Raw genomic sequence first — 21,737 nt, forward strand, 5'->3', positions numbered from 1 at the left:
GTGGGGGAGGCACCGGGACCGGTACGCGCCCCGGCGGCGCGGGCGGCCCCCGCACGCCTGGCGGGCCGCCGTACGGCTCCAGCAGCCCGCCCCATCCGACCCCGGTGCTCCTGGTGTCCGGACCGGTCCGCTCAGCGGCGGGCATACTCGCGGAAGCCGCGGCCCGTCTTGCGGCCCAGGCAGCCGGCCGCGACCAGGTGTTCCAGCAGCGGCGCGGGGGCCAGGCTCGGGTCGCGGAACTCGCGGAAGAGCACCTTCTCGATCGCGAGCGAGACGTCCAGGCCGACTACGTCGAGCAGTTCGAACGGCCCCATCGGGTAGCCGCCGCCCAGCTTCATCGCGGCGTCGATGTCGTCCAGCGTCGCGTAGTGCTCCTGCACCATCTTCACCGCGTTGTTGAGGTACGGGAACAGCAGCGCGTTCACGATGAAGCCGGCCCGGTCCGCGCAGTCCACCGGGTGCTTGCGGATCTTGGCGCACACCGCGCGGACGGTGGCGTGCACGTCGTCGGCGGTCAGCACGGTGCGGACCACCTCGACCAGCTTCATCGCGGGCGCCGGGTTGAAGAAGTGCATCCCGATGACGTCCTGCGGGCGCGAGGTGGCGCGGGCGCACGCGACGACGGGCAGCGAGGAGGTGGTGGTGGCCAGCACCGCGCCCGGCTTGCAGACCTTGTCGAGGGTCGCGAACAGCTCCTGCTTGACCGCCAGGTCCTCGGCGACCGCCTCGACCGCTAGGTCCACGTCGGCGAAGGCGTCGAGCGTCCCGGCCGGGGTGACGCGGGCGAGCGCCGCGTCCCGGGCCTCGCCCGTCAGCCGCCCCTTCTCCACCGAGCGCGCGAGCGACTTGGCGATCCGGGCCTTCGCGGTCTCGGCCTTTTCCAACCCGCGGGCGGCGATCACCACGTCGTAGCCGGCCTTCGCGAAGACCTCCGCGATGCCGCTCGCCATCGTGCCGGAGCCCGCGACGCCCACGGCGCGGACGGTGCGGATGCCGGCCGCTCCCGCGTCGTCGGCCGCCGGGGTCTCGGCGTCGGGCACCACCGCGTCGCTGCCCGCGGTCTCGTACGTGTAGAAACCGCGGCCGGTCTTGCGGCCGGTTAGCCCGGCCTCGGTGAGCTGCTTGAGGATCGGCGCCGGGGCCTGCAACCGGTCCTGGGAGGCCGCGTACATGGCCTCCAGAACGGTGCGCGCGGTGTCCACGCCGATCAGGTCGAGCAGCGCCAGCGGGCCCATCGGCAGGCCGCAGCCGAGCTTCATCGCGGCGTCGATGTCCTCGCGGGTCGCGTACTTCGCCTCGTACATCGCGGCGGCCTGGTTGAGGTAGCCGAACAGCAGTCCGTCGGCGACGAAGCCCGGCCGGTCGCCGACCGCGACCGGCTCCTTGCCGAGCTCGCGGGCGAGCGCGGTGACCGCCTCGACGGCGCGCGGCGCGGTCAGCACCGACGAGACGACCTCGACCAGCTTCATGGCGGGCGCCGGGTTGAAGAAGTGCAGGCCCAGCACCCGCTCGGGGTGCGCGGACTCGGCGGCGAGCCGGGTCACCGACAGCGCGTTGGTGCCGGTCGCGATGATGGTCTCGGGGCTGACGATGGCGTCGAGCGCGGTGATGACCAGGTGCTTGAGGTCGTAGTCCTCGGGCACCACTTCGATCACCAGCTCGGCGTCGGCCGCCGCCTGCAGGTCGGGGAAGGTGCGGAAGCGCGCCAGGGCGTCGCGCCGCTCCTCCTCGGTGATGCGCTCGCGGCGCACCGCGCGGGCGGTGCTGCTCTCCAGCGCGGCGACCGCCTGGCGGGCCGCGGCGTCGCTGACGTCGATGCCGATGACCTCATGCCCGGCGTGGGCCAGCACCTCGGCGATGCCGGTGCCCATGGTGCCCAGGCCGACGACGGCGACGGTGCGCCCAGAAGCGGGGACGCCGGCCGGAGCGGCGGATTCGGGCACGGCGGAGGCGGCGGCGGGAGGAGCGGAGGGAGGGGTGGACTTACGGTCCATCGCGGGACTCCAGAATGTCTTCCCCGAACGCGGGGAGAAGTGACGACTGAGGGGTGTCCGCCGCGTGAAAGAGCGCGAGCGGAAAAGGAGTTGCGTGCTGCGGCGCACGCTGGGCGTTGCGACCCGTGCCGGGTGTGCCCAGCGGGTCGATGCCCAGGAGGAGAAGCGGCAGGCCCTGTCCCGGGGCCGTGCCGTACTGCGTGCCGAACCGACTGCGCTTTCGGCGGCTGCGTCACCAGGCCGCCACGAGCGGATGAGCTCGTTCCCGGAGCTTAACTCGCCAGTAACCAAGAGCGCCAGAGGAGCGGAGCGTCCTAGGCTGTGGCGCGGGCCACTGGCGGAAGAGGGCGGAAAATGGAAGACGAATTCCATACGCTGTTGGGGCGGGTGCGGGCCGAACTGGCCACCTACGCGGAGTTCGCGGCGTACGAGCGGGTCCTCGCGCTGGTACGGGAGCTCCGCGTGCCGGGTGGGCCGGGGGCGGGCGGCGGCCGGGCGACTGCCTCGGGGCGGGGCGGCCCGGAGGCGGGTGGCCGGAGGCCGGACGGTCCGGTGCGCGGCGGCGGGGAGCCCTCGGGCCCGGAGGCCGACGGCCCGGAGCTCGCAGGCCCGGAGGCCGACGGTCCGGAGGCTGACGGCCCGGGGCTTGCCGGTCCGGGGCTTGCCGGTCCGGAGGCCGACGGTCCGGAGCGGGGCGGCCGGGGACCCGAGGGTTCGGAACGGAGTGGCCGGGGGCCCGACGGTTCAGAGCCCGCAGGCCCGGAGCGCGGCGACGCCGACCCGGGTGGCCGGGCGCGCGGCGGCCCGCACGGCATGCTGCCCGAGCAGAGAGACCCCAAGCGGCACGATCAGGCGCCGTACGCCGCCCCGGCCGGCCCCACCGCCCGCGAGGAGCTGGCCCTGGTGCTGGTCGCGGCGGAACAGCCGCTGTGGGTCCGGGAGATCGCCGCCTTCGCGCTGGGCTGTGCGGGTGACCGGCGCGCCTTCGAGGCCCTGGTGCTGCTCCTCAACTACCGCGACCCGGCGCGCTGCGCCACCGCCGCGTACGCCCTCGCCCGGCTCCGCGACCCGCGCACCGCCCGCGCGGCGGCGGCGCTCGCCACCAACCGGCTGCGGACGGCGTACGCCCTCCACCCGGTGCGGCTGCTGGCGGAACTCCGCGCCCCGGAGTCCGTACCGGCGCTGCTGTCGACCCTGGAGCGGCTGCTGGCCGCCCAGGACCGCCATCTGCCGATCGCGCTGGCCTGCGTCGAGGGGCTGGGCGTCCTCGGCGACAGCCGGGCGGTGCCGGTTCTGACGGCGGCCCGTGACGACGCACGGCTGCGGAAGGCGGCCGATCGCGCGCTCGCGCTCTGCACGGGCCAGCCCGCGGCCGGTCCGAGGTCCAGCGCGTAGCGCAGCTCGGGCACGGCGACGCCGCCCGTGTCGGACGACTCCTCGGCGCCGTCGGCCGCGAAGCCCGCGCGCTCGTAGAAGCGCCGGGCACGGGCGTTGCCCCGGACAACCCACAACAGCAGTCGGCGGAAGGGGCGTTGCGCGGCCCGCACGAGGACGGCGTCCAGCAGGGCGCGCCCGATACCGGTGCCGATGAGGTCGGGCCGTACGTAGATGGCGTACAACTCACCGGCGATGGCGTACGACTCGCCGGACAACTCCCCGGGCGTCTCGCGGGCCGACTCGCCGTCGCCGGACGGCGGACCGTCGTCGCGGCACGGGCCGAAGCAGGCCCAGCCCACCACCTCGCCGTCCCGCTCCGCGACCAGATTGACCAGGCCGGCGGCCTCGCGCGCGGCGAAGGAGCGGCGTCGCCGGTCGGCGTCCTCGCCGACGCTCAGCGCGTCCAGGTACGACTGGGGCATCAGTCCGGCGTACGCCGCCTGCCAGCCGCGTACCCGTACCGCGGACACCGCGTCGATGTCGGCTTCGGTCATCTCCCGTATGAGCGCGTCGGGACGGCGTGTCCCTCTCAGACCGGCCTCAGCCGCCGGGCGGGCTGGGCGCGGGGCTGCCTGCGGTCAGCCTGGCGGGCAGCGCGTCCGCGACTCCTCGGCTGTCGCCGGTTGTTCGCGGGGCCCGTCGCAGCGCTGCTCGGCAGCGTCATCGTAGCCGTGCGGCCGGGTGCGGAGCCGGTCCCGGTCCTTGGTGGGCAGCGGCCTCTCCAGCCTCAGGTCTGGGATGTTTCCTCGGGCGCCGTGCTGGACGCGATGACGCGATGACGCGATGACGCGATGACGCGAAGACGCGAAGACGCGAAGACGCGCAGCGCGGCAGGCGCGGCAGGCGCGGCACTGTCACCTGCCTGAACGAGGCCAGCGCCGAGACCAGCGCCGAGACCGGCGGCCGGGCGCGGCGGGTAGCCGGGGTCGGCGCGCACATGGCGGTGTGGCCGCCCCTGCGCGCACCACCGGGCCCCCCGCCCGGCGCGCGCGGCGGGCGGGGGCGCGAGCGCGGCGCATTCCCGCCACCGCCGGATTTGGGCGGGGGGCGCGTTGGTGGTTGGGTTGCCGCAAAGCGACGGACAACGACCGGAGGAAGCAATGGCGCAGGTCGAGGCCACCACGGAGCGGATCATCGCAGCGGAGCCGGAGGAGGTGATCGACGCGCTCGCCGACTACACCGACACGCGCGCCAAGTTGCTGCCCGAGCACTTCAGCGAGTACGAGGTGCTTGAGGGCGGCAGTGGCGCCGGCACCGTCGTGCACTGGAAGTTGCAGGCCACCAGCAAGCGGGTGCGCGACTGCCTGCTGGACGTCACCGAGCCGACGACGGGTCAGCTCGTCGAGACGGACCGGAATTCGTCCATGGTCACCACCTGGACCGTCACCCCTGCGGGAGAAGGCAAGGCGCGGGCCGTCATCAGCACGGTGTGGAACGGCGCGGGCGGCGTCGGCGGCTTCTTCGAGCGCACCTTCGCGCCCAAGGGCCTCGGCCGCATCTATGACGCGGTGCTCGCCAAGCTCGCCGAGGACGTCGAGGACGTCGAGAAGTAGTCGCGTAGCGGCGGTGGCCGAGAAGCGGTCGGAAGCGGTCGGGCGAGGCTGTGAAGCGGTAGCCGGGCACCTCGGCGGAGCCGGAATGCAGCTCCCGCCGCTCACCGGTTCGAGTGGTTTCCGCCGCGGCGCGTCCCGGTCGGCCGGGCGGGTCCGGCGTGCCGCGGCCTTGACGAATCCCCTGATGAGCGACCGGTAGACACCCCGGGCAACAGACCGGGTGGTCGCTCTCCCCCCTCCCGCATCCTCACGCAGCGCATCCCCTCGTTTGCTCATTGTGATCGCCCAGTGCGAGAAATGGGCGGCGGTGCCGGCGCGACGAGGGGAGCGGGACGTGGGCGTGACCACCTTGCTGAAGAGGGGCGAGCCGCGCATCGGCGCCGCCCCGGCACCCGGCGGCGCGGCCGCGGAGCGCGATCCCGCGTCCACCGGCCCGGCCCCGTCGAGCGGCGCGGCCGTCGAACTGCCGCCGCGCCGGGTGCGGATGGTCTTCGTCGGCCTGATGCTCACGCTGCTGCTCTCGGCGCTCGACCAGACCATCGTCGCCACCGCGCTGCCCAAGATCGTCGGCGAGCTGCACGGCCTGGACCGGATGTCCTGGGCGGTGACGGCCTATCTGCTGGCCTCGACCATCGCACTGCCGCTCTACGGCAAGCTGGGCGACCTCTTCGGCCGCAAGAGCGTCTTCATCTTCGCGATCCTCGTCTTCGTCATCGGCTCCGCGCTGGCCGGCTGGTCGCGCACGATGAACGAACTGATCGCCTTCCGGGCCGTCCAGGGCATCGGCGGCGGCGGACTCCTGATCGGCGTCCAGGCGATCATGGCGGACATCGTGCCGCCCCGCGAACGAGGCCGCTACCTGGGCCTCATCGGCGCCGCGTACGGCCTCGCCTGCGTCGCCGGGCCGCTGCTCGGCGGTTTCTTCACCGACCACGCTTCCTGGCGCTGGTGCTTCTACCTCAACATCCCGTTCGGCCTGGTCACCCTGGCCGTCATCGCGGTCGTCCTCAAACTGCCCAAGCCCGCCGGCCGCCCGAAGCTCGACCTCTTCGGCGCACTGCTGCTCGCCGCCTTCTCCAGCTGCCTGGTGCTGCTCACGAGTTGGGGCGGCACGGAGTACGCCTGGCAGTCGCGGGTCATCCTCGGGCTCGCCCTGGGCGCGCTGGGCTCCGCGCTGCTCTTCGCCGCCGTCGAGTACTTCGCCGCCGAACCGATCATGCCGCTGCGGCTGTTCCGGGACGGCGTCTTCAATGTGACGGGCCTGCTCGGCGCGGTCGTCGGCGTCGCGCTGGTCGGCGCGGCCAGCTATCTGCCGACCTTCCTCCAGATGGTCGACGGCGCGAGCGCCACCGGGTCCGGGCTGCTGATGCTGCCCATGATGGGCGGCATCGTCCTGGCGTCCGTTGTTTCCGGCCAACTCATCAGTCACACCGGCCGCTACAAAATCTTCCCGATCCTCGGCTGCGCGCTGGCCGCCGAGGGCATGTACCTGCTCTCCCGGCTGGAAGCGGACACCGGCCGGGGCGTCTACAGCCTCTGGATGGCGGTCCTCGGTCTCGGCATCGGGCTGGTGCTGCCGGTGCCGGTGCTGGCCGTCCAGAACTCCGTACGGCCGTCCGACCTCGGCACCGCCACCAGCGCCGGCAGCTACTTCCGTCAGATCGGCGGCTCGGTCGGCGCTGCCGTCTTCGGCACGCTCTTCGCCGACCGGCTGACGGACAACCTGGCCGACGACAGCGCCGGCTGGAAAGCCGCGCCCGGCGCCCGGCTGCCCGATCCGGACTCGATCACCCCGGAACTGGTCCACGCGCTGCCGGCGGCGCTGCGCGACGGCTACCTACAGGCGTACGCCGACGCCATGCCGCGGATCTTCCTCTACCTCGTGCCGGTGCTCGTCCTGGGCTTCCTGCTCGCCTTCCTGCTGAAGGAGAAACCCCTGGTGTCCCACACCGACCAGCAAGGCCCCACGGTCCCGGCCGCGCGGCACCCCGCGAGCGGATCGGCGCCCGGGCCGGCGACGGGCGCTGCGACGGGATCGGCGCCGGGCTCCGCGACGGAGCAGGCTCCGGCAGGCGGGGCCCGGGCCGGATACCCGGCGTCGTCACCGGCATCCGCACGCGCGCGCACCTCCTCGCCGCACGGGCCGTATGGGCCGGGGGCCGGGGCCTCGGCCGGCATCCCGGTCTGCGGCACCGTCCAGCACCACGACGGCAGCACGGTGCCGCGCGCCGCGCTCACCCTCATCGACATCGCGGGCCGGCAGATCGGCCGCGGCGCGACCGGCGAGGACGGGCGGTACGCGCTGAGCACGCCCGGTACCGGCGCGTACGTCCTGATCGCCGCGGCCGGCGGTCATCAGCCGCAGGCCGTCACCATCACGGTCGGCGAGCGGCCGGTCGAGCTGGACGTGGTGCTGGGCGGCGCCGGACGGCTGGCCGGGAGCGTGCTGACCGCGGACGGCACTCCGGTGCGGGACGCGATGGTGACGCTGACCGACGTACGCGGAGACGTCGTCGCCTCGACCCGCAGCGGGCGCGAGGGCGGCTATGTGATCGCCGAGCTGGTCTCGGGGGAGTACACCCTCGCGTCGAGCGCCCCCGCCTTCCGCCCCGCCGCGCTCCCCGTAACGGTGCAGGCGTCGCGGGAGACCCGGCAGGACGTCGAGTTGGCGGGCGGCGCGGTGCTGCGCGGGACGGTCAGGGCGGGCGGCGGCCGGCTGGTCGAGGACGCCAGGGTGACGCTGCTGGACGCGGCGGGCAATGTGGTGGACACGGCCACGACGGGCGCGGACGGGCTGTTCCGGTTCGTCGATCTGTCGGCGGGCGAGTACACCGTGATCACGGCGGGCTATCCGCCGGTGGCGACGGTGCTCCAGGTCGCCGGCGGCGGTCGTACGGAGCGGGACCTGCAACTCGGCCACGCGGACTAGCCCTTCGAGTGGGGCGGGCGGGCCCGGGTGGTGGTGCGCTTGGTGCGGCCGGTACGGGGGAGGCGACCGGCGGCGTGCGCAGCGCCGTTCGCACCGGCGCACGCCCCCGGCGCGCAACGTATTCGGTCGTTGCCCCGCGCGACCCGCCGTGTTGCCCCTACCGTGGTGACGGTGGCGCAGATCGTTGCGTACGAAGGGGCCTTCCGCTCATGGACCACGGCACATCGCACGGCGACGGGACATCGCCTCACGAGGACACGTCGCACAGCGCGGGCACATCGCCTCACGAGGGCGCGTCGCGCGCCGGCGGCACGATGCCCCCGGCGACAGAGACCGCCGGGCCGCGCGCGCCCGTGCCCGGCCGCATTCCGCTTGCGGTGATCGTGATCGACGACGACGGCCTGGTGTCGCACTGGAGCACGGGCGCCCGCAAGCTCTTCGGGCGTACGCGTGCGGAGGCGGTGGGCGCTCCCGCCGTCGACCTGCTGCCGGTGTCCGGCCCGCTGGCGACGGTCGAGCGGGCGGAGGAGCGCGCCGCCGAACCCCGGTACGGCCCGCCCGAGTACCGGGTGCCCGGGTACGGCGGCCCCGAGTACGGCGAGCCCGCCTACGGCGAACCCGAGTACGCGCCGCCCGCCCATGACGAACCCGAGTATTTCGAGGACTTCGGTCCCGGTCTCGACACCTCGCTCCGCCGCGAGACCTCCTACCCCACGGCGGGATGGGCCCGGACGGCCGATCCGGGGAGCGGGCCCGCGGACGTCCTCTGGTGGGCCTACCCGCTGGCCGGACCGGGCACCGGCCGGCTGCTGGTGGTGGCGGCGGACGCCGCCCAGCTGTACGCGGAGCGGGACTCGCGCGCGCACTCGTACGCGGAGCCGGGCCCGGCGGACGAGCGGAGCGAACGGGTCGCGGGGCCGGCCGCCTCCGGCGCGGAGTTCGAGCGGATCGCACCCGGCTTCGCCCGGCACACCGAATTCGCCGAGGCCGACGACCTGGCCCGGCGGCTGCCCGAGATCCTGCCGAGTATGAGCCCGCGGGAGAGCGGCCGGATCGCCGCGCAGGTGCTCGAACTCGGCTACCCGGTGCTGGAGATCAGCCGGCACGACCGGGTGCCGGTCACCCCTGACTGGGGCGTTCCGCAGCGGGCTGAACGCCGGGACCGGCAGCGCCGCGCGGTCGCCGCCGCAGCGGCCGGAGCGACAGCCGGAGCGGCAGCCGACCGGACCGCCGGTCCTGTGCCGGGCGGCCCGGACCCCGATCGCGCACCGGACCCGGACCCCGATCTCGCGCCGGACCTGGAGTACGCCGCCGTACGGGAGCACCTCGAATTCCTCAACGAGGTCAGCGGCCGCATCGGCACCTCGCTCGACCTCGCCCGCACCATCCAGGAAGTCAGCGCGGCCGTGGTGCCGCGCTTCACCGACGTCGCCGGGACGTATCTGCGCGAACAGGTCGTCGCGGGCGAGGGTTTCCCGGACGGACCGCCCGACGTCACGACGCTGTGGCACCGGGTGTGCGTCGAGCACGACGACGAACCGGGCCGTTGGGACGACGTGGTGCCGGTGGGCGAGTCCATGCCCTTCCCCGCCCGGACGCCCTTCTTCCAGTGCATGACCACCGGGCAGCCGGTGCTGGTGCCCCGCATCTCGGAGGAGATGGGCAACGCGATCGCCGCGCAGTTCGAGAAGCGGGACATCAGCCCGCTGATCAACAACCGGTCGATGCTCGTCGTGCCGCTGAAGGCGCGCAACGTGGTGCTGGGCTTCATGATCCTGCTGCGGCACCGGGAGCGGCCGGTCTTCAACGACATGGACCGGGTGACCGGCGCGGAACTCGCCGCCCGCGCCGGCCTCGTACTCGACAACGCCCGCATGTACACCTACCAGGAGAACGTCGCGGACGCGCTCCAGGACAGCATGCTCCCGCAGATCACACCGCGGCTGCCCGGCTGCGACACGGCGACCCGCTACCTTCCCGGGACGCGGCTGGGGCGGGTCGGCGGCGACTGGTTCGACACCATCAAGCTGCCCGGGTCGCGCACCGCGCTGGTCGTCGGCGACGTGATGGGCCACGGGCTCAACTCGGCCGCCATGATGGGCCAGTTGCGCACCGCCGTGCAGACGATGGCCGGGCTGGACCTGCCGCCCGCGCAACTGCTGCGCAACCTCGACGACCTGGCTCAGCGGCTGGGCGAGCACTACCTCGCGACCTGCGTGTACGCGGTCTACGACCCGATCGGCTCCGAGCTGCTCATCGCCAACGCGGGCCATATCCCGCCGGTGCTGGTACGGGCCGCCGACGGCCGCAGCGAACTGCTGGAGCTGCCGACCGGGGCGCCGATCGGGGTCGGCGGGGTGCCGTTCGAGACGGTGCGGCTGCGAGTGGAGCCGGGGGACCGGCTGGTGCTCTGCACCGACGGCCTGGTCGAGGTGCGCGGCGAGGACATCGGGGTGGGCCTGGCCGCGCTGTGCGAGTCGGCGGCCCATCCGGCGGCGTCGATGGACGCGGCCTGCGACGCCATCATCCGGGCCTTCGCGGCGCCGTTCTCCGGCGGCGGGGGCGGGCGCAAGGACGACGTCGCCCTGCTGATGGCACGGCTCAACGGCATCGCCCGCGAGGACGTGGCCGAGTACCGGCTCGCCCTGGACCCGCGCGAGGTGGGGCGGGCGCGCCGGCGGGTGCGCGCGCAGCTCCTCGACTGGGGGCTGCCGGAGGCGGTCGAGACGGCGGAACTGCTGGTCAGCGAGGTGGTGACCAATGCCGTGCGGCATGCGCACACCCGGCGGGTGGAACTGCGGCTGGTGCGTACGGACGCGCTGCTGTGCGAGGTGACCGATGACGATCACGCGCTGCCGGTGCTGATGAGCGCGGGCGAGCGGGACGAGTCGGGACGCGGGCTGCGCGTGGTCAGCAGGCTCGCGCGGGAGTGGGGAGTGAGCCGCACTCAACAGGGCAAGACGGTGTGGTTCGAGCAGTCGCTGCCCCCTGTAGGGAGAGCTCCGGGAGCGGCAGGCGCGCAGCGGTAGGCAGGGGGCGTGCGGGAGTCGGCGTGCGCGGGCGGAGGTTGGACGCGCGGGAGTCGGCGAGCGCTGGGGCGTGGGGGGAGCCGTCGAGCGCTGCGGGCGTGCGCCGGGCTCGTACGGCGAGTGAAGTTTCGCGCCCCGCTCTTGCGGTTGCGCCGTCCGTGGCAGTAGCCATGGGTCATGAACGCATCACCCCGGTATCTGGAAGCGTGGGAAGGGTTCTGGCGCGACGCGTCGCCCGGGACCGGGGAGGTCTTCTGGGACGTGGAGCCCGAGCTGGCCGCCGCCGCACACCTGCCGCTGTTCGCGCCGCACTTCGACGCGGGGCTGCCGCTGGTGGACCTCGGCTGCGGCAACGGCACGCAGACCCGGTTCCTGGCCGTCAGCTACGAGCGGGTCATCGGGGCCGACCTGTCGCCGACAGCCGTCGAGCGCGCGCGGACCGCCGATCCGGACGGCCGCGCCGACTACCGTCGGCTGAACGCCTCCGACTGGGCGGCCGAGCAGGCGTTGCACGCCGAACTCGGCGACAGTGACGTCTATATGCGCGGTGTGCTGCACCAGTGCGAACCGGACGACCGGCCGGCCATCGCGGAGGGCATCGCCACCCTGCTCGGTGTGCGCGGCAGGGCGTTCGTGGTCGAACCGGCCGAGGCGGCGAAGAGCGTCCTGCTGGGGCTGGCCCAGGGCCCGGCCGGCCCGCCGCCCAAACTCGCGGCCGTCTTCGCGCACGGCATCGCGCCGGCCGAGGCCGCCGACTCGATGGTCCCCGCGCTGCTGCGGGCGGCGGGTCTGGAGGTGCTGGCGAGCGGGGAACTGCCACTGACGACCTCGGAGTACGGGCCGGACGGCGTACGCATCGTGCTGCCCTCGAAGTGGCTGGTGGCGGGGCGGCCGGGGTGAGATCCGGAGGCCGGCGACGCGCGGAGGCCGCACGCCCCGGCGCGCAGCCCGGTCTCCCCGGATCGCGGGCGGCGGCCGGTCCGCCGGCGGCTGGCCCATTCGGGGCTGCCGCCCGCCAGGGCACGGCGTCGCGCCCCTCCCGGCGGGGCGTGAGTTCCCGGACACAATCGGGAACCGGATCGACACTCCTGTTAAATGATGTCAAGGACTGCTCAGGAGCCGTGCATACAGCCTCCCGCCTGGGATAGAACTGGTGCATGGTTAAGATCCTCATCTCCGCGGACATGGAGGGCGCCACCGGCGTGACCTGGCCCGCCGACGTGCTGCCGGGCACTCCGCAGTGGGAGCGCTGCCGTCATCTGTTCACCTCCGATGTGAACGCGGCGATCGCGGGATTCTTCGACGGCGGCGCTGACGAGGTGCTCGTCAATGAGGCGCACTGGACCATGCGCAATCTGCTGCTGGAGAAACTCGACGACCGGGCCCAGCTGCTCACCGGCCGGCACAAGTCGCTCAGCATGGTCGAGGGCGTGCAGCACGGCGACGTGGACGGCATCGCGTTCGTGGGCTATCACACAGGGGCGGGGACCGAGGGCGTGCTCGCGCACACCTACCTCGCCAACTCGATCACCGGAGTGTGGGTCAACGGGGTACGCGCCAGCGAGGGCCTGCTCAACGCCCGGGTGGTCGCCGAGTACGGCGTCCCCGTGGTCCTGGTGACCGGCGACGACCGGACCTGCGTGGACGCCCGCGGATACGCGCCCCGCGCACACGGTGTCGCGGTCAAGGACTATGTTTCCCGGTATGCGGCGGTCTGCCGCACCCCGGCCGTGACGGCCGCGGCGATCCGGGCGGGAGCCAAGGAGGCGACGGCACTCGCGGTGCGCCATGAACCGGCACTCGAAACGCCGTTCACCGTGGAGCTGGAGTTCGACGCCGAGCACCTGGTGGGGGCGGCGACCGTGGTCCCGGGTGTGGAGAGCACCGGGGAGCGCAGGGTCGCTTACACCACCGACACCATGTACGCGGGGATCCGCTGCTTCAAAGCGGTCACCACCGTCGTCTCGGCCGCCGTGGAGGAGCAGTATGGCTGACACACTTTCCCTCGACACTTCCATCGACTCCGTGGCTCTGGACGAGGTCGTCCGGTACACCTCGGAGCTGATCCGCATCGACACCACCAACCGCGGCGGCGGCGACTGCCTGGAGCGGCCCGCCGCCGAGTACGTCGCGGAGCGGCTCGCGGAGGTCGGCATCGAGCCGACGCTGCTGGAGTGCGCCCCGGGGCGCACGAACGTCGTCGCGCGCATCGCGGGGACGGACCCCGAGGCGGACGCGCTGCTCGTGCACGGTCACCTCGACGTGGTGCCGGCCGAGCCCGCCGACTGGAGCGTGCACCCCTTCTCCGGCGAGATCCGCGACGGAGTCGTGTGGGGCCGCGGCGCGGTCGACATGAAGAACATGGACGCGATGATCCTCGCGGTCGTCCGGGCCTGGTCCCGCACCGGCGTGCGCCCGCGCCGCGACATCGTGCTCGCCTTCACCGCGGACGAGGAGGACAGCGCCGCCGTCGGTTCCGGCTTCCTCGCCGACCAGCACCCCGAGCTGTTCGAGGGCTGTACGGAGGGCGTCAGCGAGTCCGGCGCCTTCACCTTCCACACCGGCGACGGCCTGCGGCTCTACCCGGTGGCGGCGGGCGAGCGCGGCACGGGCTGGCTGAAGCTCACCGCACACGGCAAGGCCGGGCACGGCTCCAAGGTCAACCCGGCCAACGCGGTGAGCAGACTCGCCGCCGCCATCGCCCGGATCGGCGAGCACGAATGGCCGGTCCGGCTCACCCCGACGGTACGGGCCGCGCTGAGCGAACTCGCCGCGCTGTACGGCGTCGAGGCGCGGCTGGACGCGGCCGGCCCGGCCGAGCTGGCGCGCGAGGTCGACCGGCTGCTCGGCCAACTGGGCGGCGCGGCCGAGCTGGTCGAGCCGACCGTGCGCAACAGCGCCAACCCGACGATGCTGGAAGCCGGGTACAAGGTCAATGTGATCCCGGGCAGCGCCACCGCCTACGTCGACGGACGGATGCTGCCCGGTGGTGAGGCGGAGTTCCGCAGCACGCTGGACCGGCTCACCGGGCCCGACGTGAACTGGGAGTTCCACCACCGCGAGGTCGCCCTGCAAGCCCCGGTGGACTCACCGACGTTCGCGCTGATGCGCGCGGCCGTCGAGCGCTTCGACCCGGACGGGCACGTGGTGCCCTACTGCATGTCCGGCGGCACGGACGCCAAGCAGTTCTCCCGGCTCGGCATCACGGGCTACGGCTTCTCGCCGCTCAAACTCCCGGAGGACTTCGACTACCAGGCGCTCTTCCACGGGGTGGACGAGCGTGTGCCGGTCGAGGCCCTGCACTTCGGGGTGCGGGTCCTCGACAACTTCCTGAAATCCGCCTAGGAGGCTGGAACCCATGGTGTCCACGGCACCGTACGGAGCCTGGCAGTCCCCTGTCGACGCGCGGCTCGTCGCGTCCCACGACGGGCGTCCCGAATTCCTCGGAACGATCGGCGACGAGGTCTGGTGGACCGAACCGCGCCCGGCCGAAGGCGGGCGGCGGGCGCTGGTCCGGCGGCCGGCCGACGGCGCCGAACAGTCGGTGCTGCCCGCGCCGTGGAACGTCCGCAGCCGGGTGATCGAGTACGGCGGCCGGCCCTGGGCCGGAGCGGCGCGGCCCAGCGGCGGCCCGCTCGTCGTCTTCGTGAACTTCGCCGACCAGCGGCTCTACGCGTACGAGCCGGACAGCCCGAACGCCGCCCCGCCGCGCCCCCTCACCCCGCTGTCCACGGTCGGCGGCGGCCGGCGCTGGGCCGACCCGGAAGTCCACCTGGAACGGGGCGCCAAGGGTGAAGTCTGGTGCGTGCTGGAGGAGTTCACCGGCGGCTCGCGGACCGACGTGCGACGGGTGCTGGCGGCCGTGCCGCTGGACGGCTCGGCCGCGCGGGACCGCGGCGCGATCCGTGAACTGACCGACGACAGCCATCGGTTCGTCACCGGCCCGCGGGTCTCCCCGGACGGCCTGAGCGCGGCCTGGATCGCCTGGGACCATCCGCGGATGCCCTGGGACGGCACGGTCGTGCTGCTCTCCGACATCGCCGAGGACGGCACCTTCGGCGGCCCGCGCACCCTGCTGGGCGGCCCGGAGGAATCGGTGGCCCAGGTCGAATGGGCCGCGAACGGGACGCTGTTGGCCGCGAGCGACCGTGACGGCTGGTGGAACCTCTACCGGGTCGACCCGGCGGACGGCTCGGCGCGCAGCCTGTGCCCGCGCGAGGAGGAGTTCGCCGGGCCGCTGTGGAAACTGGGGCAGCGCTGGTTCGTGCCGCTGAGCACCGGCCTGATCGCGGTGGTGCACGGCCGGGGCGCGACCGCGCTGGGCATACTCGACCCGGAGACGGGCGAACTCGTCGACGCGCCGGGCCCCTGGACCGAATGGGCGCCCGCGCTCGCCGCGAGCGCCACCCGGGTGATCGGCGTCGCAGCCGGACCGCACAGCTCGTACGAGATCGTGGAGCTGGACACCAGCACCGGCCGCACCCGGGTCATCGGCGCGGCGCACACCGACGCGCTGGACCCCGCGTACTACCCCGAGCCCCACGCCCGGACGTTCACCGGCCCCAAAGGCCGCGACATCCACGCGCACCTCTACCCGCCGCACAGCCCCGACCACACCGCGCCGGACGGCGAACTCCCGCCGTACGTGGTGTGGGTGCACGGCGGCCCGACCAGCCGGGCCCCGCTCGTGCTGGACCTGGAGGTCGCCTACTTCACCTCGCGCGGCATCGGCGTCGCCGAGGTCAACTACGGCGGCTCGACGGGCTACGGCCGGGAGTACCGCGACCGGCTGCGCGAGCAGTGGGGCGTGGTGGACGTCGAGGACTGCGCGGCGGTCGCCACCGCGCTCGCCGACGAGGGCACCGCCGACCGGGCGCGGCTCGCGATCCGCGGCGGCAGCGCCGGCGGCTGGACCACGGGCGCCTCGCTCACCTCCACCGACGTCTACGCGTGCGGCACCATCAGCTATCCGATCCTCGACCTCTCCGGCTGGGCCACCGGCGAGACCCACGACTTCGAATCGCGGTATCTGGAGAGCCTGATCGGCTCGCTCGGCGCGGTCCCCGACCGCTACCGCGACCGCTCCCCGGCCAACCGGACGGACCGTATCTCGGCGTCCTTCCTGCTGCTCCAGGGACTCGACGACGTGATCTGCCCGCCCGCGCAGTGCGAGCGGTTCATGGCGGCGATGGCCGGCCGCGGCGTGCCGCACGCCTACCTCGCCTTCGAGGGCGAGGGGCACGGCTTCCGCCGTGAGAGCACCATCGTCCGCGCTCTGGAGGCCGAACTCTCCCTCTACGCCCAGACCTTCGGCATCAGCCGCGAGGACGTACCGGTCCTGGAATTCAAGAAGTGACGGCCCCCGCGCTGACCCGGCCGCGCCGGCTGCGACCGGGCGACCGGGTCGCGGTGGTCGCCACCAGCGGTCCGGTCCCGCCCGAGCGCCTCGCCGCGGGCCTTGACGTGCTGCGCGGCTGGGGCCTCGATCCGGTCGCCGCCCCGCACACCGCGGACCGGCATCCCGACTTCGGCTACCTCGCGGGTACGGACGAGGACCGCGCCCGCGACCTCCAGGACGCGTGGTGCGACCCGTCCGTGACGGCCGTGCTGGGCGCCCGAGGGGGCTACGGCGCGCAGCGGATGGTCGATGAGCTCGACTGGGACGCGATGCACGCCGCCGGACCGAAGATCTTCGTCGGGTACAGCGACACCACCGCGCTCCAGGAGGCGTTCGCGACCCGGCTGGGCCTGGCGACCGTGCACGGGCCGATGACCGCGACGGCGTCCTTCCTCGACGACGCCCCGACCAGGGAGCACTTACGGCAGACGCTCTTCGCGCCCGAAGCGGCCCGCACCCTGCGCCCGGCGACGGCCCGCACGCTCGTGCCCGGCACGGCCCGCGGGGTGACCCTCGGCGGCTGTGTGACCATGCTCGCCGCCGACCTCGGGACGCCGCACGCCCGGCGGGGAGCTGCGGGCGGCCTGCTGCTGCTAGAGGACACCGAGCAGTCGCCCTACCAGCTGGACCGCAACCTGACCCAACTGCTGCGCTCCGGCTGGCTGGCCGGCGTCGCGGGCATCGTGCTCGGGTCCTGGGCGAAGTGCGGACCGTACGAGGAGGTGCGGGCGGTGCTGCTGGACCGGCTGGGCGGGCTCGGGGTGCCGGTGGTGGAAGAGTTCGGCTTCGGCCACGGCCCCTCGACGCTGACCCTGCCGCTCGGCGTACCGGCCGTACTGGACGCGGGCGCCCGCACACTCACCTACGCGGTGCCGGCGTTGCTGTGAGGCCGGGGGAGTGGGAATCCGGTGGCCGGGGAGGCTGTGAACGGCCCGGCCACTACCGGTACCACCACGGGGGAGCCGTCCCCCGGCGCTTCGAGGATGTCGGCCTCGATCCCGTACAACTCCCTGACCAGGGCGGCGTTCACGACCTCGCGGGCGGGGCCGTTGGCGAGCACCGCGCCGTCGCGCATCGCGACGATCACATCGGCGTAGCGCGCGGCACTGCCCAGGTCGTGCAGCACCATGACGACGGTGCGGCCCGCCGCGGCCACCTCCCGTACGAGTCCGAGCACCTCGACCGCGTGGCCCAGGTCGAGCGCGCTGGTCGGCTCGTCGAGCAGCAGCACGGGGGTCTGCTGGGCGAGCACCATGGCCAGCCAGCAGCGCTGCCGCTGGCCGCCGGACAGCTGGTCGAGGCGGCGGTCCGCCAACTCCATGACCCCGGTGGCCTCCAGTGCCTCGCGCACCGCGCGCTCGTCCTCGCGCGACCACTGCCGGAAGAGGCCCTGGTGCGGGTGGCGGCCGTAGCGCACCAGCCCGGCGACGGTGACCGCCTCAGGCGCCTGCGGGGACTGCGGCAGCAGCGCGATGCGGTGGGCGGCCTGGCGCTGCTTGAGCTGCCAGACGTCCGCGTCGCCGACCCGTACGGTCCCGCCGTCGGGCCGGTGCAGCCGGGCGATGGCCCGCAGCAGGGTGGACTTGCCGCAGCCGTTGGGGCCGACGATCGCGACGACCTGGCCGGCCGGGACCGTCAGGTCCACGCTGTCGACGGCGAGGTGGCCCGGATAGCCGGCCGTGAGCTGTTCGACGGAGAGTTCCACGGGGCTCAGGCCCTTCCGGTCTTCTTGACGGAGGTCGGCTCGGGGGTCTGCTCGGTTGTCTTCCGCGCGGCGGTCTTCTGCGCGGTGGTTCGCACCGTGCTCTTCGCGGGGGCGGCGCCCCGTTTGCCGGCGGGCTTGGTGTCGTTGCCGAACAGGACCCAGAGCAGGAACGGGCCGCCCAGGACGCTCGTCACCACACCGACCGGGATCTCCACCGGGGCGATGACCCGGCCGAGCGCGTCCGCCCCCGCGATGAGGGCCGCGCCGACCAGGGCCGAGGCCAGTACGGGGACCCGGGTGGGCCCGCACAGCCGGGCGGCCAGGATGGGCGAGGCGAGCGCGACGAAGGCGATCGGGCCGCCGACGCCGACCGCGACGCCCGCCAGGACCACGGCGAGGGCGAGCGTGAGGGCGCGTACGAGCCGGACGTTCAGCCCGAGCGCGCTGGCCATGTCGTCGTCGAAGCGCATCAGGTCCAGCCGGCGGCCGGCGACCAGCGCGAGCGGCACCAGGACGACCAGGCAGAGCGTCAGCGGCGCGCCGACGCCGTAGTCGCGCCCGCTGAGGCTGCCGATGCTCCACAGGAAGATGCCGCCGGCGGTGTTGTCGTTCTGCCGGGACATCAGCAGGTCGCTGACGGCGCCGATGACGGTGGAGACGCCGATGCCGACGACCAGCACGCGGTAGCCGCGGGTGCCCGCGCCGCCCGCGAACAGCACGACGAGCACCGCCGCGCCGATCGCGCCCAGCGGGCCGAGCCACCAGGAGCCCACCATCGCGGTGGAGCTGCCGACGACGGTGGCCACCACGGCCGCGGTGGCGCCCGCGTTGACGCCGATGATGTCGGGGGTGGCGAGCCGGTTGCCCGCGAGGGTCTGGGTGAGGCAGCCGGAGATGCCGAGCGCCGCGCCGACCAGTAGGCCGACGATGATCCGCGGCAGCCGGAAGTCCTGGACGAGCAGGACGCTCGTCGGATCGCCGGTGCCGAGCAGTCCGCCCACCGAGTCGGCGAGGCTCATCCCGGAGGAGCTGACGAGGGTGCCGAAGACGACGACGGCCGCGATGACGACGGCGAGCCCGACGGCGACCGCGGCGGTGCGGCGCGGGAAGAGCCAGGAGAGGGCGCCGGTGCGGATGAGGAGGCTGTCCGGGGGAGTCAGCTCCGGAGGTTGCTCCGGCTGTTCGGCGGGTACGGGCTTGTGCTCGGCCGCGCTGTCCATGTCGTCCACGTTATCCACATTGTCTACGTTGTTCGTGCCGCCCGTGCCGCCCGTGCCGCCCGTGCCGCCCGTGCCGCCCGTGCCGCCCGTGCCGCCCGTGCCGCCCGTGCCGCCCGTGCCGTCCGGTTCGGAGGTGGTCCGTGCGGCCGTCATGCGTTCGCTCCCGAAGCGCCCAGGCCCGTCATCCGGTTGGTCCGGGCGATCCAGATCAGCAGCGGGCCGCCGACCAGCGCGAGCAGCACGCTGACCGGGGTTTCCCAGGGCCGGATGATCACCCGGGCCAGAATGTCGGCGGCGATCATGACATCGGCCGCCACCAGGGCGGAGAGCAGCAGTTGGGCGCTCATCCGCGGTCCGGTGACGGTGCGCGCGGCGTACGGGGCCAGCAGCCCGAGGAAGGCGATCGGCCCGGCGAGCGCGACGGCCGCGCCGGCCAGCAGGGTGACGGCTCCGGCGACGACGATCCGGATGCGCGCCGGGCGGTGGCCGAGTGAGCGGGCGCTGTCGTCGCCGAGCGCGAGCGCGGACAGCGGACGTCCGGCGCCCAGCGCGATGAGCAGGCCGACGGCGACGATCGGCAGCATGGTGAGCGTGGTGGAGGTCTTGATCCCGGCCAGCGAGCCGATCGTCCAGTAGCGGTACACGTCGAAGGTGGACTGGGTGCCGAGCAGGACGTACGAGGTCATGCCGTGGAAGGTCGCGCCCAGCGCGGACCCCGCGAGGACCAGCCGCAGCGGCGATCCCGCGGCCCGGCCTGAGGCGGCGAGCAGCAGCACCACGGCGCTCGCGGCCATGCCGCCGACGAGGGCCCAGACCAGGATGCCGGCGGGCGAGCTGACGCCGAAGTAGGTGAGGCCGATGACGACGCCCAGCGCCGCACCGGAGTTGACGCCGAGCAGCCCGGTCTCGGCGAGCGGGTTGCGGGTGACGGCCTGCAACAGCGCGCCCGCGGTGCCGAGCGCCACGCCGACCAGGACGGCCGCGATGGTGCGCGGGACGCGTACGTCCATGACGGCGAGCCGGAGTTGGGGATCGGCGCGGGCGCCGGGGTCGCCGAGCAGGAAGTCCAGGGCGCGGCCCATCGGGTGACTGCCGCTGCCGATCAGCAGCGAGAACAGTGCGAGGACGAGCAGCAGCGCGGTGAGCCCCGCTGCCGCCCACAGGGTGGGGCGGTGGCGGTGCGGGGCTGGCGCCGGGTCCGCTTCCGCGGGGGCGGTGGCCGGGTCCGCGTCGGTGGTGGGGCCACCTTGCGGGCCGCCCTGTTGCGCAACAAGCATGAGGTTAGCCTAACCTAAGGTTCTGCTCGGGCTCCGGATGGGTCGAACGACTCTGTCCGGACGTCCGTCATGTCCTGGGGTCGGGGGGTGATCTCCCGCCCCGTAACCACGTTTGCCCGACGTCCTACACACTCGGAGAACCGCATGTCCTCGAACCGTTCCTCTCGCGCCCGGCTCACCGCTGCCGCCGTCGCGGTCGTCGCCTCGGCGCTCGCCCTGACCGCCTGCGGTTCGGGGAAGTCCGACAGCGGAGACAGCAAGGTCGAGGGCAAGGGAGCGGAAATCCGCACGGTCAAGGACGCGACCGGCAAGGGCGTGAAGATCCCCGCCGCGCCGAAGAAGGTCGTCGTGCTCAGCGAGATGGACCTCGACACCTCGCTCGCCCTCGGCGTGAAGCCGATCGGCCTGACCGCGGGCCGCGGCCAGCAGGGCGCTCCGGAGTACCTCGGTGACAAGGCGAAGGGCATCCCGGTCATCGGCGCGGTCACCGGTCCGGACCTGGAGAAGGTCGCGGTCGCGGACCCGGACGTCATCCTGGCAGGGCAGACGACGGACAGTCAGGTGCTCAAGCAGCTCCAGCACATCGCCCCCACCGTGGTGACGATCGGCAAGGACAAGTCCTGGAAGTCGGCCCTCGCCCTCACCGGCGACGTACTCGGCAAGGACGCCGAGGCGAAGAAGTTCCTCGCGGGCTACGACAAGCGCGCGGCCGCGGTGAAGAAGGCCATCGGCGGGAAGGCCGGCTCGACCGCCAGCGTCGCCCGCTACTCCGGCAAGGGCACCGCGGTCATGCAGCAGGGCGTGTTCATCAGCGACGTGCTCAAGGACCTCGGCTTCAAGCGTCCCGGCCTCCAGAACGAGAAGGGCGCGGGCCACTCGACGCCGATCAGCGACGAGGACATCAAGCAGATCGACGGTGACTGGCTGTTCATCGGCACGCTGGCCTCCAAGGGCAAGGACGCCGACCTCTTCGGCGAGTTGAAGACCAAGCCCGCGTACAAGCAGCTCGGCGCGGTGAAGGACGGTCACGTCACGGAGATCGACGGCTCGAAGTGGACCAGCCTCGGCGGCTCGGTCGCCGCGATGTCGGTGCTGGACGACGTCGAGAAGGCGATGGCGAAGTAGTCGACGGGGTCCGGCGGAGTTCGGCGGGGTCCGATGGACCCCGGCGGAGTTCGGCCGAGTCCGGCGAAGC

Annotated in this window: 14 protein-coding genes and 1 pseudogene; 10 read left to right on the top strand and 5 right to left on the bottom strand. The window is 73.6% G+C overall.

The genetic code is table 11. The features are described 5' to 3' along the window. Positions 1 to 131: 131 nt before the first annotated feature. A complete protein-coding gene (locus QMK28_RS11580) occupies positions 132 to 1,994 on the bottom strand; it encodes a 3-hydroxyacyl-CoA dehydrogenase family protein (protein ID WP_326436999.1) in 1,863 nt (620 codons plus the stop codon). Between the two features lie 813 nt (positions 1,995 to 2,807). Here QMK28_RS11580 and QMK28_RS11585 point away from each other — a divergent pair. Beyond that, positions 2,808 to 3,389, top strand: coding sequence for a HEAT repeat domain-containing protein (locus tag QMK28_RS11585; RefSeq protein WP_443050683.1), 582 nt, complete (start codon positions 2,808 to 2,810; stop codon positions 3,387 to 3,389). 92 nt (positions 3,390 to 3,481) lie between these two features. Here the strand turns inward: QMK28_RS11585 and QMK28_RS11590 are convergent. Then, positions 3,482 to 3,925: pseudogene (locus tag QMK28_RS11590) on the bottom strand (GNAT family N-acetyltransferase); the annotation flags it as partial. 606 nt (positions 3,926 to 4,531) lie between these two features. Here QMK28_RS11590 and QMK28_RS11595 point away from each other — a divergent pair. The 8 genes from QMK28_RS11595 (at position 4,532) to QMK28_RS11630 (ending at position 17,227) form a co-directional block, all read left to right on the top strand. Then, positions 4,532 to 4,984, top strand: a complete 453-nt coding sequence (locus QMK28_RS11595; RefSeq protein ID WP_326437000.1) for an SRPBCC family protein — start codon at positions 4,532 to 4,534, stop codon at positions 4,982 to 4,984. A 334-nt stretch (positions 4,985 to 5,318) separates the two neighbouring features. Beyond that, positions 5,319 to 7,913 carry a DHA2 family efflux MFS transporter permease subunit gene (locus QMK28_RS11600; RefSeq protein ID WP_326437001.1) on the top strand — a complete coding sequence of 865 codons (2,595 nt, stop codon included), beginning with the start codon at positions 5,319 to 5,321 and terminating at the stop codon, positions 7,911 to 7,913. A gap of 314 nt (positions 7,914 to 8,227) precedes the next feature. Beyond that, on the top strand, positions 8,228 to 10,942 hold the full coding sequence (locus QMK28_RS11605; RefSeq protein WP_326437036.1) for a SpoIIE family protein phosphatase: 2,715 nt from the start codon (positions 8,228 to 8,230) through the stop codon (positions 10,940 to 10,942). 177 nt (positions 10,943 to 11,119) lie between these two features. Continuing rightward, the gene (locus tag QMK28_RS11610) at positions 11,120 to 11,842 is read left to right on the top strand and encodes a class I SAM-dependent methyltransferase (protein WP_326437002.1); all 723 of its coding nucleotides are present in this window, start codon (positions 11,120 to 11,122) and stop codon (positions 11,840 to 11,842) included. A 257-nt stretch (positions 11,843 to 12,099) separates the two neighbouring features. Continuing rightward, complete coding sequence (locus tag QMK28_RS11615) at positions 12,100 to 12,936, top strand: M55 family metallopeptidase (RefSeq protein WP_326437003.1); 837 nt, start codon at positions 12,100 to 12,102, stop codon at positions 12,934 to 12,936. Next, on the top strand, positions 12,929 to 14,287 hold the full coding sequence (locus QMK28_RS11620) for a M20/M25/M40 family metallo-hydrolase (protein ID WP_326437004.1): 1,359 nt from the start codon (positions 12,929 to 12,931) through the stop codon (positions 14,285 to 14,287). Before QMK28_RS11615 ends, QMK28_RS11620 begins: the two co-directional genes overlap by 8 nt. 13 nt (positions 14,288 to 14,300) lie before the next feature. Continuing rightward, the gene (locus QMK28_RS11625) at positions 14,301 to 16,298 is read left to right on the top strand and encodes a S9 family peptidase (protein ID WP_326437005.1); all 1,998 of its coding nucleotides are present in this window, start codon (positions 14,301 to 14,303) and stop codon (positions 16,296 to 16,298) included. Continuing rightward, positions 16,295 to 17,227 carry a S66 peptidase family protein gene (locus tag QMK28_RS11630; protein ID WP_326437006.1) on the top strand — a complete coding sequence of 311 codons (933 nt, stop codon included), beginning with the start codon at positions 16,295 to 16,297 and terminating at the stop codon, positions 17,225 to 17,227. Before QMK28_RS11625 ends, QMK28_RS11630 begins: the two co-directional genes overlap by 4 nt. Here QMK28_RS11630 and QMK28_RS11635 read toward each other — a convergent pair. Genes QMK28_RS11635 through QMK28_RS11645 form a run of 3 tightly spaced genes read right to left on the bottom strand, consistent with a single transcriptional unit; the run spans position 17,203 to position 20,542 of the window. Further along, complete coding sequence (locus QMK28_RS11635; protein ID WP_326437007.1) at positions 17,203 to 18,045, bottom strand: ABC transporter ATP-binding protein; 843 nt, start codon at positions 18,043 to 18,045, stop codon at positions 17,203 to 17,205. The two genes, QMK28_RS11630 and QMK28_RS11635, sit on opposite strands and share 25 nt — an antisense overlap. A gap of 5 nt (positions 18,046 to 18,050) precedes the next feature. Continuing rightward, positions 18,051 to 19,418: a FecCD family ABC transporter permease gene (locus tag QMK28_RS11640; RefSeq protein WP_443050680.1), complete on the bottom strand. Its 1,368-nt coding sequence runs from the start codon at positions 19,416 to 19,418 to the stop codon at positions 18,051 to 18,053. After that, positions 19,415 to 20,542, bottom strand: a complete 1,128-nt coding sequence (locus tag QMK28_RS11645) for a FecCD family ABC transporter permease (protein ID WP_326437008.1) — start codon at positions 20,540 to 20,542, stop codon at positions 19,415 to 19,417. The genes QMK28_RS11640 and QMK28_RS11645 overlap by 4 nt, the downstream gene beginning before the upstream one ends. A gap of 144 nt (positions 20,543 to 20,686) precedes the next feature. On the opposite strand from QMK28_RS11645, the gene QMK28_RS11650 reads away from it, so the two are divergent. After that, positions 20,687 to 21,667, top strand: a complete 981-nt coding sequence (locus tag QMK28_RS11650) for an ABC transporter substrate-binding protein (RefSeq protein ID WP_326437009.1) — start codon at positions 20,687 to 20,689, stop codon at positions 21,665 to 21,667. The last annotated feature ends 70 nt before the right edge of the window (positions 21,668 to 21,737 follow it).

Source organism: Streptomyces sp. H27-D2, from assembly GCF_035828615.1.
Lineage (GTDB): Bacteria > Actinomycetota > Actinomycetes > Streptomycetales > Streptomycetaceae > Streptomyces.